The 13586-nt window shown below is 57.9% G+C and carries 17 protein-coding genes; 7 read left to right on the top strand and 10 right to left on the bottom strand.

Going from position 1 to position 13586, the window contains the following annotated elements:
• Positions 1-16: 16 nt before the first annotated feature.
• The 3 genes from era to DSM117340_RS12300 are packed head-to-tail and all read left to right on the top strand — an operon-like array spanning position 17 to position 2690.
• Complete coding sequence (gene era, locus DSM117340_RS12290) at positions 17-925, top strand: GTPase Era (RefSeq protein WP_089892012.1); 909 nt, start codon at positions 17-19, stop codon at positions 923-925.
• A complete protein-coding gene (locus DSM117340_RS12295; RefSeq protein WP_089892014.1) occupies positions 922-1254 on the top strand; it encodes a DUF1491 family protein in 333 nt (110 codons plus the stop codon). The genes era and DSM117340_RS12295 overlap by 4 nt, the downstream gene beginning before the upstream one ends.
• Positions 1255-1280: 26 nt before the next feature.
• A complete protein-coding gene (locus DSM117340_RS12300; RefSeq protein ID WP_089892017.1) occupies positions 1281-2690 on the top strand; it encodes an FAD-binding oxidoreductase in 1410 nt (469 codons plus the stop codon).
• Here the strand turns inward: DSM117340_RS12300 and DSM117340_RS12305 are convergent.
• The 3 genes from DSM117340_RS12305 to DSM117340_RS12315 are packed head-to-tail and all read right to left on the bottom strand — an operon-like array spanning position 2687 to position 4045.
• Complete coding sequence (locus DSM117340_RS12305) at positions 2687-3103, bottom strand: VOC family protein (RefSeq protein WP_089892020.1); 417 nt, start codon at positions 3101-3103, stop codon at positions 2687-2689. The genes DSM117340_RS12300 and DSM117340_RS12305 overlap by 4 nt on opposite strands.
• 1 nt (position 3104) lies before the next feature.
• Positions 3105-3734, bottom strand: coding sequence for a class I SAM-dependent methyltransferase (locus DSM117340_RS12310; protein WP_089892023.1), 630 nt, complete (start codon positions 3732-3734; stop codon positions 3105-3107).
• 38 nt (positions 3735-3772) lie between these two features.
• Entirely contained in the window at positions 3773-4045 is a 273-nt protein-coding gene (locus tag DSM117340_RS12315; protein ID WP_089893606.1) for an accessory factor UbiK family protein, read from the bottom strand.
• Between the two features lie 100 nt (positions 4046-4145).
• Between DSM117340_RS12315 and lgt the strand changes: the two genes are divergently transcribed.
• The 4 genes from lgt to DSM117340_RS12335 all read left to right on the top strand — a co-directional run bounded on the left by lgt (position 4146) and on the right by DSM117340_RS12335 (position 7159).
• Positions 4146-5051: a prolipoprotein diacylglyceryl transferase gene (lgt, locus tag DSM117340_RS12320; protein WP_089892026.1), complete on the top strand. Its 906-nt coding sequence runs from the start codon at positions 4146-4148 to the stop codon at positions 5049-5051.
• A complete protein-coding gene (locus DSM117340_RS12325; protein ID WP_089892029.1) occupies positions 5048-6115 on the top strand; it encodes an SAM-dependent methyltransferase in 1068 nt (355 codons plus the stop codon). The genes lgt and DSM117340_RS12325 overlap by 4 nt, the downstream gene beginning before the upstream one ends.
• A complete protein-coding gene (gene pgeF, locus DSM117340_RS12330) occupies positions 6105-6863 on the top strand; it encodes a peptidoglycan editing factor PgeF (protein WP_089892032.1) in 759 nt (252 codons plus the stop codon). The genes DSM117340_RS12325 and pgeF overlap by 11 nt, the downstream gene beginning before the upstream one ends.
• 152 nt (positions 6864-7015) lie before the next feature.
• Positions 7016-7159 carry a hypothetical protein gene (locus DSM117340_RS12335; RefSeq protein WP_177170686.1) on the top strand — a complete coding sequence of 48 codons (144 nt, stop codon included), beginning with the start codon at positions 7016-7018 and terminating at the stop codon, positions 7157-7159.
• Here DSM117340_RS12335 and DSM117340_RS12340 read toward each other — a convergent pair.
• Genes DSM117340_RS12340 through DSM117340_RS12370 form a run of 7 tightly spaced genes read right to left on the bottom strand, consistent with a single transcriptional unit; the run spans position 7156 to position 13520 of the window.
• Entirely contained in the window at positions 7156-8091 is a 936-nt protein-coding gene (locus DSM117340_RS12340; RefSeq protein ID WP_089892034.1) for an AEC family transporter, read from the bottom strand. The two genes, DSM117340_RS12335 and DSM117340_RS12340, sit on opposite strands and share 4 nt — an antisense overlap.
• A gap of 1 nt (position 8092) precedes the next feature.
• Positions 8093-8893 (bottom strand): MBL fold metallo-hydrolase, encoded by an 801-nt coding sequence (locus tag DSM117340_RS12345; RefSeq protein WP_089892037.1) that lies wholly within the window; start codon positions 8891-8893, stop codon positions 8093-8095.
• On the bottom strand, positions 8890-9684 hold the full coding sequence (locus DSM117340_RS12350) for a TatD family hydrolase (RefSeq protein ID WP_089892040.1): 795 nt from the start codon (positions 9682-9684) through the stop codon (positions 8890-8892). Before DSM117340_RS12350 ends, DSM117340_RS12345 begins: the two co-directional genes overlap by 4 nt.
• A complete protein-coding gene (locus DSM117340_RS12355) occupies positions 9681-10826 on the bottom strand; it encodes a DNA polymerase III subunit delta' (protein WP_089892043.1) in 1146 nt (381 codons plus the stop codon). Before DSM117340_RS12355 ends, DSM117340_RS12350 begins: the two co-directional genes overlap by 4 nt.
• On the bottom strand, positions 10826-11443 hold the full coding sequence (tmk, locus tag DSM117340_RS12360; protein ID WP_089893610.1) for a dTMP kinase: 618 nt from the start codon (positions 11441-11443) through the stop codon (positions 10826-10828). The genes DSM117340_RS12355 and tmk overlap by 1 nt, the downstream gene beginning before the upstream one ends.
• Positions 11444-11448: 5 nt before the next feature.
• Positions 11449-12621 (bottom strand): D-alanyl-D-alanine carboxypeptidase family protein, encoded by a 1173-nt coding sequence (locus DSM117340_RS12365; RefSeq protein WP_089892046.1) that lies wholly within the window; start codon positions 12619-12621, stop codon positions 11449-11451.
• Between the two features lie 23 nt (positions 12622-12644).
• A complete protein-coding gene (locus DSM117340_RS12370) occupies positions 12645-13520 on the bottom strand; it encodes an SPOR domain-containing protein (RefSeq protein WP_089892049.1) in 876 nt (291 codons plus the stop codon).
• Positions 13521-13586: the final 66 nt, after the last annotated feature.

The following is a 13586-nucleotide window of genomic DNA, read 5'->3' on the forward strand; positions in this document are numbered from 1 at the left end:
TATTGGAGCCCATCACATGACCACACGCGCAGGCTTTGTTGCCCTCATCGGAGAACCGAACGCTGGCAAATCTACGCTGCTCAACCGCATGGTTGGCGCAAAAGTGAGTATTGTCACCCACAAGGTACAAACCACACGCGCCCGCATCCGTGGCGTCGCACTCGAAGGCGAGGCCCAAATCGTGTTTGTCGACACCCCCGGTCTCTTCAAGCCCCGCCGCAGGCTTGACCGAGCCATGGTCGCCGCCGCGTGGGGCGGCGCAGCAGATGCCGATATCGTCGTGATGCTGATCGAGGCACACCGCGGGATTTCAGAAGGCGTAAAGCACATTCTGGAGAGCCTCAAAGGCCTCAATCCTGATCAAAAAGTCGCCCTAGCGATCAATAAGATCGACAAGGTTAAGTCCGACTCCCTGTTGCAACTCACCGAGCAGATGAACTCTCTGCACCCTTTCGTCAAAACCTTCATGATCTCGGCTGAGCGCGGTCATGGCGTCCCCGCCCTACGCGAATGGCTGGCCTCCGAACTGCCCGAAGGGCCTTGGCTCTATCCCGAAGATCAGATTGCCGATCTGCCCATGCGCATGATTGCTGCCGAAATGACGCGCGAAAAGCTGACGCTCAGATTGCACCAAGAGCTGCCCTACCAGCTGACCGTTGAAACAGAAGCTTGGGAAGAGCGCAAAGACGGCTCCTGTCGCGTTGACCAGATCATCTATGTGATGCGCGATGGCCACAAAGGCATCCTGCTCGGCAAACGCGGAGAGACAATCAAGGCTGTCTCCAAAGCATCGCGCGAGGAACTCGAAGAATTTCTTGGGCGCAAGGTCCACCTGTTCTTGCAGGTCAAAGTCCGCCCGAACTGGCTGGATGAGGCCGAGCGCTACTCCGAGATGGGCCTTGATTTCAAGGATGGCAACGCGTGACACGGCTGACCTCGGAATTCTGGGTCTCTGCCTACCTCACACGCCTCCGTCTCCATGATATCCCGGCTTTCGTGGTCAAACACGGCGACGATACCGCGGGTGCAGTGCTGATAAAACTAAACACCCTTGATGGCCACGCGCAGGCCTTCCAGCGCCGTTTTGACTTTCTCACAGACAGCCGCAGCTGGGAGCTGCTCGCCGAAGGAGACGAGGCAACAGTCGATGCCTCGCTTGCCAAACAGGGCAGTATGGACCCCGATCTCTGGGTCATCGAAGTGGAAGACCGTCAGGGGCGACATTGTCTTGATGAGGTCGGATTGTCGGACTAACCTCCCCGCATTAGGGGAGCGCGCACATGCTAGAACAACTCAAAGCCATCGTCGGAGACGCCAACGTTCTGACGGCGGCCGATATGGCCAAATACAGCCACGACTGGATGAACACGGAAAGCTGGACGCCCCTCGCCGTCGTGCGCCCCGCCAGCACAGAAGAGGTCTCGGCCGTTGTAAAGCTTGCGAGCGCGAACAAGACCGCAGTTGTTCCTGTCTCAGGCAATACCGGCCTCTGCGTTGGCACAAGTGCCGAAGGCGCCGTCATGATCTCGCTGGAGCGGATGAACAAAATTCGCGAAATCCGCCCCGAAGCGCGTATCGCCGTGGTCGAAGCGGGCGTTGTCCTCTCGAATTTACGCGAAGCAGTTGATGACCACAGCCTCATCTTCCCGCTCACCTTCGGTGCGCAAGGCTCCGCTATGATCGGTGGTAACCTCTCGACAAATGCAGGCGGCTCCAATGTCCTGCGCTATGGCAACACGCGAGATCTCTGCCTAGGGCTAGAGGTCGTTTTGCCCAATGGCGAGATCATGAATATTATGAGCGAGCTGCACAAAGACAACTCAGGCTACAACCTCAAGCATCTCTTTATCGGAGCCGAAGGCACACTTGGGATCATTACAGGTGCAGTGCTCAAGCTGTTTCCCAAGCCGCGCGCCTATGCAACCGCTATGGTCGCCGTCAAAAGTCTTCCCGCAGCACTTGATCTGTTGGCAAAACTGCAAGCAGCCACAGGCGGCAGCGTTGAGGCCTTTGAATACATGCCGCGTGGCTTCATCGACACGCATCTTAAGGTCGTCAAAGGCGCGCGCGCGCCGTTTGAAGAGCATTATGATGTCAACATCCTCGTCGAAGTCGGCGCAAGTTCTGATGCCCTTGCCCCCGATGGCCGCCCTGCCGTTTCGGTCACGCTTGAAGGCACGCTTGCCGCTCTTTTGGAATGCGGAGACGTGCTCGACGCAGTGATCGCGCAAAACGAAGTGCAGCGCCGCGAGATGTGGGCCCGCCGCGAGGCCGCCGCCGAAATCTGCATGCCATTCATGCCCATGGTAAGCGCCGATATCGCTGTACCAACTGACAAGATGGAAGCCGTTCTTGATATGATCGACGGAGAAATCCGCAAGATTGACCCGGATCCTTTTGTGATCATTGTCGCGCATCTTGGCGACGGAAACGCGCACTACGCCGTGAAAACAGCGAACATGACAGCCGAGCGCAAAGACGAAGTGACAGAAATCATCGAAGATTGCGTGCTTAAGTTCGGTGGCAGCTTTTCCGCCGAACATGGCATCGGGACTTACAAACTCCCCTCAATGGCACGCCGCAAAAACAAAACTGCGCTCGCCGCCATGCGCGCCATTAAGCAAGCGCTCGATCCGCAAAATATCATGAATCCAGGTAAAGTTATTCCCGAGGAGCGCGGATCTATTTAACCGTCCCGCCCACGCTCATCGGGGTCACTTGAAAACAGAGCAATCTTGTTGCCCTGTGGATCGCGCAGATAGCCCACATAAAACTGAGGGCCATAGCTCTCGCGAAAGCCGGGCTGGCCCTCGTCTGCTCCGCCCGCTGACAGCGCTGCCACATGGAGTGCGCGCACCTGCGCCTGATTGCGTGCTTCAAACGCCACCATATTGCCATTGCCCGCCGTGGCAGGCCCGCCATCAAACGGCGCTTTCACATAAAAGTCAGGCAAAACCGAACGCTCCCCCGCAGCAACAGTTAGAATGTAGCTCAAATCGTCGTGATATCGCTCCAGCCGATAGCCGAGCGCAGGCAAAAACGCTGAGTAAAACCGCTCTGCCGCAACCATATCATCCGCCCCGACAGTGACATACGCAATCATCCTAACGCCTCCCAAACAACGCCATATACCCCTCATCTAGGGCATGGTCGCCTTCTGCCTTGTCGCCATAAATCCGCACGGTTTTTAACTCTAGAGCAGTAATCTGCCCCTCAAGCTTCGCAAACGTCTTGGCAAACCCTGCCGCCTCAAAATGCGCCTTGCTTACAGAAATCGCGATTTGCGCACCGGTTGCTGCCACCCGCAGCACCTCGTCCAGAGCCTCTGGCCCGACATGCCCTGTGGTAAACGTCCCCGACGAAACAACACTTTGATAGGTCCCATCCGCCACATCAAGCCGCGCGGCCATATCGCCTATAAACAGCCGCCGATAAACACCGCGCTCTGCGGCCACATCCAGCATTTCTTGGCTGATGTCCACGCCATCCACTGGCCCTAGGTCCGCCGCCGCAAGATGGGCGCCGACAAGCCCCGTTCCCGCGCCAATATCAAGCACAGGCCCCCTCGGGCGGCACTCAACGAACGCCTGCACAACCCGCTCAGGCAAACAATAATCCATCCTAGCCGCAAACCCCGCGTCATAGGTCTTGGCCCAAGCCGCATAGAGCCGCTTGCTATCATCAGGAGTTTTCAGTCCGTAGGCTGCATCAAGGTCTGGTTCATCTTGGCTCATAGCCAAAGTGAACCAGTCCCTGTTATGTCAGGCAAGCCTTACTTTTTGGCCGCAGGCTTCTTCGCCGCAGGCTTTGCTGCTTCCAGCGCATCAAGCCGCGCTTTTAGAGCTTCGTTCTCTTCACGGGCCTTCTGGGCCATCGCGCGTACTGCGTCAAACTCGTCGCGCGTCACAAAATCACGGTCCGCCAGCCAGCGGTCCATCATGGATTTCATGGCCGTCTCTGCCTCTGTCTTTGCGCCTTGGGCCACGCCCATCGCGTTTGTCATCAACTGGGAGATATCATCCAGAACTTTATTGCGTGTTTGCACGGGTCTTGCCTCCTTGGCACATTGCTTACCCCCTATATGGGGCAGCGCGCGCACATTCTCAAGCTTGACCGCGCCCTCAAGGCAGGCAACAACGTGAGACATGTTGGCACAAATCCCCTTCCCCGAAATATCCCCCGAGATATTCACCCTTCCGATCGCGGGCATGGAGTTTTCCCTGCGCTGGTATGCGCTCGCCTATATCGTGGGGATCATCATTGCATGGAAAGTGAGTATCCGTGCCGTCAGCCGCCCCACGCTCTGGAGCGGCACAGCGCCCCTCACCAAGCCACAGCTTGAAGACCTGCTCACATGGATCATTTTCGGGATCATCCTTGGCGGCCGCCTCGGCTTTGTGCTGTTCTACGAGCCCGCCTACTACCTCGCCAATCCCTCCCAGATCCTCAAGGTCTGGCAAGGCGGCATGGCCTTCCACGGCGGCTTCCTCGGCGTGGTCGTGGCCTCATGGGTCTGGTGTGTGCGCAATGGCGTCAGCAAGATCGCCGCCGCCGACACAATCGCTCTCGGCGTGCCTTGGGGCCTCATGCTCGGGCGATTGGCCAATTTTATCAACGCCGAGCTCTGGGGCCGCCCCTCTGATGTACCTTGGGCGATGAAATTCCCGTCCATGTGTCACAATACGGTTCTACAAGGCTGTGAAAAAGCGGGCGAATGGTTCTACACAGGCGCCGAGCTCACGCGCCATCCGTCGCAGCTCTACCAAGCTGCACTTGAAGGCGCACTCCTTGGCCTCGTATTGCTGTTCCTCGCCTTCTCGCGTGGCGCGCTCAAGACACGCGGCCTCGTAACAGGCGTCTTCATAGCAGGCTACGGCACAGCGCGTTTTATCGTTGAACACTTCCGCCAAGCTGACGCGCAATTCGTAACGCCTGACAATCCCTTCGGTCATGTCGTCCTTGGACTGACCATGGGCCAGCTCCTCTCGCTCCCGATGGTCTTTGTCGGTGTGCTCATTATCCTCTGGTCCAAGCGCCAACGCATCGCATGAGCCCACTTCAAAACCATATCACCGCGCTCATCCGCGCCAGTGGTCCCCTGACACTCGCTGAGTTCATGGCGCTCTGCCTTCAGCATCCAGAGCATGGCTATTACACAACCCGTGACCCCCTCGGTGCGAGTGGTGACTTCACAACATCTCCCGAAATCAGCCAGATGTTTGGGGAGCTGATAGGCCTCTGTCTCGCCCAACGCTGGCTCGATATGGGTGCGCCTGCCCCCTTCACGCTCGCAGAGCTTGGCCCTGGCCGTGGCACGCTCATGGCCGACATCCTGCGCGCCACACGCGGCGTGGCTGGCTTTCACGCTGCAGCCGAAATTGTCCTGATCGAAACGTCCCCCGCCCTTCGCGCACGCCAAGCCGAGGCGCTCGCAGGCTATGAGCCCACATGGGAAAATACCTTCGCCCCGAAGCCACAGCCGCTACTTCTCGTCGCAAACGAGTTCTTTGATGCCCTGCCCATTCGGCAGTTTATCCGTGATGAAGCAGGCTGGCGCGAGCGCGTTGTCGGGCTTGAGGAGGGTGCGCTTGCCTTCGGCCTCACAGACGCAACCCAACTTGCAGCTCTAGAACACCGGTTGGATGACACAGAGATTGGCGATCTTGTCGAAGTCTGCGGCCCTGCCGAGGCCGTCGCTTCCGAAATCGGCGCCCATATCGCCGATCATGGCGGATGTGCGCTGATCATCGATTATGGAGACTGGCGATCAAACGGAGACACGTTCCAAGCCGTCAAAGCCCATGAAAAAGTCAGCCCGCTCGACAGCCTCGGCTCAGCCGATCTTACAGCCCACGTTGACTTTCAAGCGCTCGCACAGGCGGCAGAGCCCGCCGCGCATTCGCCCCTCACGCCCCAAGGCGTGTTTTTGGAGCGTCTTGGAATAACCGCCCGCGCGCAAGCTCTCGCCCAAAACCTCACTGGCGCGGCGCTCGAAAGCCATATCGCCGCACATCGCCGCTTGACGCACCCCGAAGAAATGGGGACGCTCTTCAAAGTGATGGCGCTCATGCCAAGTGGTGCGCCCGCCCCCGCAGGATTGCAAAATGGTGCTTGAAATCATAACCGACGAAGGCCTCGCCACGTTCAAACACGGGTTCTTCACCCGTAAGGGCGGTGCATCTTCAGGTATCTTTTCTGGGCTGAACTGTGGCCAAGGCTCCTCGGACCAAAGCGAAATCGTCGCGCTCAACCGTGCCCGCGTCGCCGATGCGCTTGATCTGGGCCCAGAGGACCTCGCGTCGGTGCATCAAATCCATTCTGCAGACGCAATTGCGCTCACAGAGCCGCTCGCCGAGAAGCCTAAGGCCGACGCAATGGTCACTGCGACAAAAGGCATTGGCCTCGCCATTCTCACAGCCGATTGCCAGCCCGTTCTCTTCGCTGACACAACCGCTGGCGTGATCGGCGCGGCCCACGCAGGCTGGAAGGGCGCACAGACTGGCGTGCTTGAAGCCACAGTCGACGCCATGGAAACTCTCGGCGCGACAGCCTCCAACATAACCGCCGTCATCGGCCCCTGCATTTCGCAACGCGCCTATGAAGTGGGCCACGAGTTTTTCGAGCGCTTCGCTGACGAAGACCCCGAAAGCACACGCTTTTTTGTAAGCGGTGCAACGCCTGACAAATATCTCTTTGATTTGCCCGCCTTCGGCCTTGCGCGCTTGCGCGCCCGAGGTGTCGGCGACGCCCGCTGGACAGGCCATTGCACCTATGGGGACGAGGAGCGCTTTTACAGCTACCGTCGCACCACACATCGTGGCGAAAAAGACTATGGCCGCCTCGTCTCAGTGATCCGACTCTAGGCAAAAGATCCGCCACATTTGCCTCAGTTTTAATTCCAAATCACTTTAATATTGTCTCCAATGCGCCCAATCTGCGCCCCAATTCGGGGCTTTATTTACTCTTGAGCAACAATGAAGCCAGCACCGACTGGCACAGTTTGAGGAGTAACGAAATGCAGGCGACCCAGACACGCAAGCGCTGGCTCGACACAATGATCGAGGCCGCGCGTCAAGAAACAACAGCAATGCCTTGGCAGCGTGGCACACGCCGCGCCGCGTTTATCGCAAAGCGTCAAGCTTTGGCCAATGCCGCTTAAGGCAGCCAGTCAAGCCACAGCCAGACCGAAAAGATCGACAACACCGTCGCGACCAAGACAGAGGTCGCGGCGACTTTTTGCGCCTTCCCATACATTGACGCGAAAATATAGGTGTTAACGCCCGGTGCCATCGCCGCCGTGAGCACCGCAGAGCGATACTGCCCCACATCAATCTCCATGACCTTGCCCATGTTCCACACCACTGTGGGGTGCAAAAACAGCGAGACAACACAAACAAACGCAACAAGCTTGATATCACCCTTGATCTTGTAGCGCACGAGCACGCCCCCCAGACCAAAGAGCGCCAGCGGCAGCGCCGTGCTCACAATCATGCCCAAAGCGTCCTTAAAGACCTGCGGCAGCGCAACACCTGACAGGTTTGTCGCGAAGCCGAGCAAAATACCGAGCACAAGTGCGTTGCGAAACATCGCCTTGCCCACAGTCGCCGGCAAAGTGCGCGCAGGCTGCCCCGTCGCATGTGCTCTCGCAATCTCCATAGCGGTGATCCCAAGCCCATAACAAAACGGCGAATGCACCGCCACAATGGCATAATTTGCCGCCAGTGCATCAGCCCCAAAGGCCCGCTCCGTTATCGCGAGGCCCATCATCACCGAATTGGCAAACAGGCAGCAAAAGCCGATGGCAACACTGTCTTCCCAGTCGCGCTTAAAAAGATAGCGCGCGGCCAGAAGCCCCGCAAAAAAACAGGTCGCCGAGCCCGTATAAAAACTCACCAGCAGTGCCGGATCAAAACTCTCACTCAGATCAAGCCCAGCAATCGCCTTAAAGAGCAGCGCAGGGATCGCGAAATTCTGTGTGTACTTCATGATCGCGTCGATCACGCCATCCGAAAACAACGCAAATCTGACAGTGGCGTATCCCGCCCCGACCACAAGAAAAACTGGCAGGATAACGTCGAGAAGCGCTTGCATTTTAGGCCTCTAACTCAATCACCATACCGTCAAAGGCAGGCGTGATATGCGAAGGCGTTTCAGCCTCCAAAGTGGCATAGTCCAGATCAATATGCATGTTCGTGAGTACAGCCCGCTTAGGTGCTGCCCGCTCGATCCACGCGAGCGACTTTTCCAAATGCGCATGGGTCGGATGCGGCGTACGGCGCAGCGCATCAAGCACCCAAACATCTGCTCCCTCAACAGCAAGCCAGCCCTCATCAGACATCTCCGCCACATCAGGCAGATAAACGAGCCCGCCCATGCGAAAGCCCAAAGCCTCGATAGAGCCGTGATTGACCTCAAACGGAACGAGGCTGATTGCCCCGCCTTTGCCTCTGATTTCGAACGGACCGTCGATTGTGTTCATATCCAAAATGGGCGGATAGGGGCTGTCTTTAGGCTGCACAAAGGCATAGCCAAAGCGTGCATAGAGGTCGCGCTGCGTGTCGCCATCGGCCCAGACTTGCAAACGCGCGCGCTGGTTGAACACGATCATACGCAAATCATCAATGCCATGCACATGGTCCGCGTGACTATGGGTATAAACCACAGCATCAAGCGCCCCGACATCAGCGTCCAAAAGCTGCGCGCGCATATCAGGCGATGTATCAATCAAAACCCGCGTGATACCCTCCGCTCCAACACGTTCAACAAGCATGGAGCAGCGGCGTCGGCGGTTCTTCGGGTTTTCTGGGTCACAATCGCCCCAATGGCCACCAAGGCGTGGGACGCCCCCCGAAGAGCCGCAGCCCAATATGGTAAAGCGCAGCTTCTCGCTCATGCAAACACCGCTTTCGTGAAGAGACGCTCAAAATTCCGCTCACACTGCGCGGCAAAGTCTTCATAGCTCAAGCCGTAAACATCTGCTGCAACCTTGGCCGTATGCACCACATATGAAGGTTCGTTCTGCTTGCCTCTAAAGGGCGGCGGGGCAAGATAGGGCGCGTCCGTCTCCACAAGAATGCGCTCAACTGGCGCACTCGCAAAAATATCCCGAATCTCCTGACTTTTCGGAAATGTCCCGATCCCCGACATCGAAAGATAAAATCCAAGATCCAGAGCTGCCTCTGCAAGCTCGCGGCTGGAAGAGAAGCAATGCATCACACACCCGAATGGCGCGTTGCCGTGCTCTTCCGCAAGTATCCGCGCCATATCATCGTCTGCCGCCCGCGCATGAATGATCAGAGGCAAACCCGCCTCCGCTGCCGCCGCGCAGTGAATCCGCAAACTCTTTTGCTGAATGTCCTTGCTGTCGGCGGTGTAATGATAATCAAGCCCCGTCTCGCCGATCCCGACCATCTTGGGGTGTTTGGCCATGCGGCATAGCTCCTCCACACTGGTCAAAGGCTCTTCCGCCGCGCTCATAGGATGCGTCCCCGCAGCGTAGAACACGGGTGCAAACTCCTCGGCAATTGCGCGCACATTCGGCTCGTTTTTCAGCCTTGTGCAGATTGTCACCATACGATGAACACCCGCCTCGACGGCGCGGTTGATATACTCCGCGCGCGCATCATCAAAGTCGGGAAAGTCGAGGTGGCAGTGGCTGTCGGTTATCTTGGTGCTTGAAGTCATCTTGCGCTGTGCTCTGCCACGGATCGTTGAATACGCAAGAACGTATCAAGGATCAGCGCAGCAGGGTCAAGGTTCACCGCCCGCCCATGGCGCGCACGCGCGAGCAATTCATCCGAAAGCGCCGCCCAGCGCTGCGCCGCCTGATGATTGGGCGAAAGCCGCTCAAAGAGCGCTGGCTCGTTCGGGTTCGCTAGGGCTTGCGCCTGCGCTCCCATCGCGCCTGCGCGCGCAAGACGAAACAGCAGCGTCTCCAAAAGCACAAGCAACAGATCAAGCTTCTGCTCGCTGCCCCGCGCAGCAAAGGCCTCTGAAAGTCGCAAGACGCGCGCGCGGTCAAGCTTGGGCAAGCTCTCAAAAATCGCAACCAATTCGCCATATAGCACCAGCCCTTCAAGCTCGAGCATTCGCGCGGCAGCCCCGACAGACCCGCCCGAAAGCGCACTCAAAGCACTGGCTGCCTCCGCACCAAGCCCCGCCTCAACACCCGCCGCTTCAAGGGCGGCGGCGATATCATTCGCCTCAAGCGTATTCAGTCGCAGTTCTCGACAGCGCGAGCGGATCGTCGGCAAAAGCCCCTGAGGTTGATGCGCGATCAGCAAAAAGGTGGTCAGCTTGGGCGGCTCTTCGAGCATCTTCAAAAGCGCGTTTGCCGCCTGCGTATTCATCTCGTCCGCCGCGTCCAAAATCACAACACGTCGCCCGCCTTCCGCCGCTGACATCGACAAAAAATGCCCCAGCTTGCGCACATCATCCACAACGATCACATCGCGCATACGCTTTGTATCTGGGTTCATTGAGCGCGTGATCTTAAACAAGCGTGGCTCACTGCCCGCCAGAATACGTTGTAAAACAGGATGGTCAGCGCGCACATCAAGCCGCTCAGGCTTGGCATCAGGCATATCGCCAAACATCCCCGCCTCTGCCTGCTCTTCGGTTAGCAAAAACCGCGCAATCCGCCATGCCAGTGTAGCTTTTCCCACGCCCTTCGGCCCAGTCAAAAGCCAGGCGTGATGCAACCGCCCCGCATTAAACGCTTGCAGGAAACGCGCCTCGGCAGCCTCTTGCCCATAGAGTTTAGCCGTGTCGCGCGGGTGCGGCGTACCGTCCAGACGGTCAGGTTCGATCAGCGCCTCATCCGCCATCAGAGCGCCACCCTGACAGCCGCAAGAGTATCCGCCGCAATCGCCTCAATATCGCGCCCCGCATCAATCACAGCGAAACGCTCTGGCGCGCCCTTGGCTAGTGCCAAAAAGCCCTGCCGCATCGCAAGCTGCATCTCAAGACCCATATCTTCAAAGCGTTCTTCTGTCGTCTGTCGCGCTTTGGCCCGTGCGAGGCCAAGCTTTGGGTCCATATCAAACAAAAGCGTCAGATCAGCCTCGCGCCCGATCATCAACGCATGAAGCTTGTCCACAACATCGCGCAAATCACCCCGCGTGAGCCCTTGATAGACCCGGGTCGAATCCACAAAGCGATCACAAATCACAATGGTTCCCGCCGCAAGCGCAGGCAAAATCGTGCGCTCCAGATGGTCGCGCCGCGCGGCCGTAAATAGCAGGATCTCTGTCTCGGCAGACCAGCGGTCAGGCTCGCCTTCAAGCACAAGGCTGCGGATCTCTTCCGCGCCCGGAGAGCCGCCCGGTTCGCGGGTGAGCAAAACGCTGTGGCCCTCAGCCTCCAGCGCCTCTTTCAAGAGCTTGGCTTGGGTCGACTTTCCTGACCCGTCCACGCCTTCCAGCGTGATAAACTGCGCTTTAATGTGGCTCAAAGCGCGCCCTCAGCCTCAGCCATCAGCTTTTTGACCACCCGCTGCGACGCCGTCTTCAGACGCACCATCACACCGCCCTGCTCAACCGTCTTGGCCGCGATCAAAGGCACTTCTGTGGCCGCCAGCCCCTCGGGACGGATAATCAGCTTGCCCACTTGGTCACCTGCCATCACAGGCGCCTTCAAGGGGCTATCATAAATGACTTCGGCCTCGACTTTACGATCCGTTGTTCCTGTCGGTACAAGAGTGTTCAGCGCTTTGGCCGCGGTGAGCTGCACAGTCGCCTGTTCCCCCATCCAGACCTCGGCTTCCGCCACGATCTGCCCCTCTTCCAAAAGCTGCGCTGTGGTAAACTGGCGAAATGCCCAACTTGTGATTGCTTCAGCCTCGCGCGCACGTGCTTGCTCGGTCTGCAATCCTGAAATCACAAAAACAATTCGGCGCGCGCCCTGTTTCACAGAGCCGACAAGCCCATACCCTGCTTCTTTGGTATGACCCGTCTTAAGCCCATCCGCGCCAATCCCGAGCCCCAAAAGCGGATTACGGTTAAAGCGGTTCTGGCTTTCTTTCTTGTCAAAAAGAAACTCCTTCTCCGCAAACATCGCATAGAACTCAGGGAAATCTTCAATGATCTTTGTGCCCAGAATAGCCAAATCCCGCATCGACATCCGATGCCTCGGATCAGGCCAGCCATTGGCGTTGGCAAATGTCGAATGAGTCATGCCCAAAGCCTCGGCCCGCTCCGTCATAAAACGCGCAAAGCCCGCCTCTGTCCCATCGGGGCTAAGCGCCTCGGCAATCACAGCACAAGCGTCATTGCCCGACAACACAATGATCCCTCGCAACAGATCTTCGACTTTAACACGCTCGCCCGCCTGCAAAAACATGGTCGAACCTGTATAGCTCATCGCATGTTCAGAGACACGCAGCTCTTCGTCAAGCTTGAGTCGCCCGTCGCGCACAGCCTCAAACGCCACATATAGCGTCATCAGTTTACTCATAGACGCAGGCGGCAAAGGCACATCCGCATCCTTAGAGAGCAAAACAGTGCCCGTGGTGTAATCGAGCACAAAAGCCGAGGTTGCCTGCGTTTCAAAGGCCGCAAGGCTGAGCGACTGACCCGCTAGCGCGAGCCCGAAAACAAAAGAAGAAAAGGCCGCGCGCAGCATCAGCGCCTCCGTCCGTTTGGGGTTTAGTTTCTCACCGCGTAAGCATCGTTAAAGCCTTGCGACTTAACTTTCTTGAGCAGCTGCGCAAGATCAGACTTGCTCTGAGCGGGTCCGACAATCACACGCCAGAAGGTTTTGCCGTTCAGGCTCTGCTGCTTCACAGTCGGAACCATGCCCGCTGTGCGCATCGCCGTCGCGGTGTTCCCCGCATTTTTTTCAACACTGAAAATACCGATCTGCACAAAAGGCTTCGCCAAGGACGAAGTAGCCACTGGCGCAGCTACAGGAGCAGGCGTCAGAGGGGCCTCCAAAGCAGCATCTGCCGCATCAATCGCCGCACCCGCACTCTCGATAGGGTCAAGCGATGTCTCGGCAACAAACTCGGGCTCGCTCAGCCCCGCCGCCCCATCCGTCGCAGGATCAGCTTCGACAGCGACTTCCTCACGCCGCAGCGCCGTTACATTTAGCTCTTTTGGCGCCCCTGCAAGCATCCCCAAGGCGTCCGCCGCATCTGAAGAGATCTGCAAGCGTGGGCCTGGGTTTTCCCGCTCACGACGGAACAACGCCCCCACCACAAACTTACCGTTAGAAGGGTTGCGGATAATCACGCGCTCAGGCTCTTTGACATCAGGATGCGCAACCCAGACCCCGCCAAGCGAGGGGCGACCATCCCAAAGACCCGCTTCACTCACCTGAAACACATCAGGCGCTTCGACATCGCGTTCAACTGTCTTTTGCCCTGCAGCAGCCGATGCAACATTGGCCTCGCCTTCAACCTTGGGCTTGAAAAGCGTAAATTCACCGCCCTCTTCACATCCGGCCATCACCAAGACAGCCCCGAACATCAAGCCAAGCTTGCGTGCGCCGCCAAATCCGTAGGAAATATACTGTTTATACATTCTGCTCTCTGCCAACTCCCGCCGAACTGCCCCAAGAGACAGCCCTGCCCGCTTCACCACCGCGCT

Origin of the sequence: Lentibacter algarum (assembly GCF_040580765.1) — a bacterium.
Classification (GTDB): Bacteria; Pseudomonadota; Alphaproteobacteria; order Rhodobacterales; family Rhodobacteraceae; genus Lentibacter; species Lentibacter algarum.

Bases quoted from the DNA above. Each gene is read 5' to 3' on its own strand.
- era (WP_089892012.1), top strand. From the start codon at position 17: ATGACCACACGCGCAGGCTTTGTTGCCCTCATCGGAGAACCGAACGCT.
- DSM117340_RS12300 (WP_089892017.1), top strand. From the start codon at position 1,281: ATGCTAGAACAACTCAAAGCCATCGTCGGAGACGCCAACGTTCTGACG.
- DSM117340_RS12305 (WP_089892020.1), bottom strand. From the start codon at position 3,103: ATGATTGCGTATGTCACTGTCGGGGCGGATGATATGGTTGCGGCAGAG.
- DSM117340_RS12310 (WP_089892023.1), bottom strand. From the start codon at position 3,734: ATGAGCCAAGATGAACCAGACCTTGATGCAGCCTACGGACTGAAAACT.
- lgt (WP_089892026.1), top strand. From the start codon at position 4,146: ATGTTGGCACAAATCCCCTTCCCCGAAATATCCCCCGAGATATTCACC.
- DSM117340_RS12325 (WP_089892029.1), top strand. From the start codon at position 5,048: ATGAGCCCACTTCAAAACCATATCACCGCGCTCATCCGCGCCAGTGGT.
- pgeF (WP_089892032.1), top strand. From the start codon at position 6,105: ATGGTGCTTGAAATCATAACCGACGAAGGCCTCGCCACGTTCAAACAC.
- DSM117340_RS12335 (WP_177170686.1), top strand. From the start codon at position 7,016: ATGCAGGCGACCCAGACACGCAAGCGCTGGCTCGACACAATGATCGAG.
- DSM117340_RS12340 (WP_089892034.1), bottom strand. From the start codon at position 8,091: ATGCAAGCGCTTCTCGACGTTATCCTGCCAGTTTTTCTTGTGGTCGGG.
- DSM117340_RS12345 (WP_089892037.1), bottom strand. From the start codon at position 8,893: ATGAGCGAGAAGCTGCGCTTTACCATATTGGGCTGCGGCTCTTCGGGG.
- DSM117340_RS12350 (WP_089892040.1), bottom strand. From the start codon at position 9,684: ATGACTTCAAGCACCAAGATAACCGACAGCCACTGCCACCTCGACTTT.
- DSM117340_RS12355 (WP_089892043.1), bottom strand. From the start codon at position 10,826: ATGGCGGATGAGGCGCTGATCGAACCTGACCGTCTGGACGGTACGCCG.
- DSM117340_RS12365 (WP_089892046.1), bottom strand. From the start codon at position 12,621: ATGCTGCGCGCGGCCTTTTCTTCTTTTGTTTTCGGGCTCGCGCTAGCG.
- DSM117340_RS12370 (WP_089892049.1), bottom strand. From the start codon at position 13,520: ATGTATAAACAGTATATTTCCTACGGATTTGGCGGCGCACGCAAGCTT.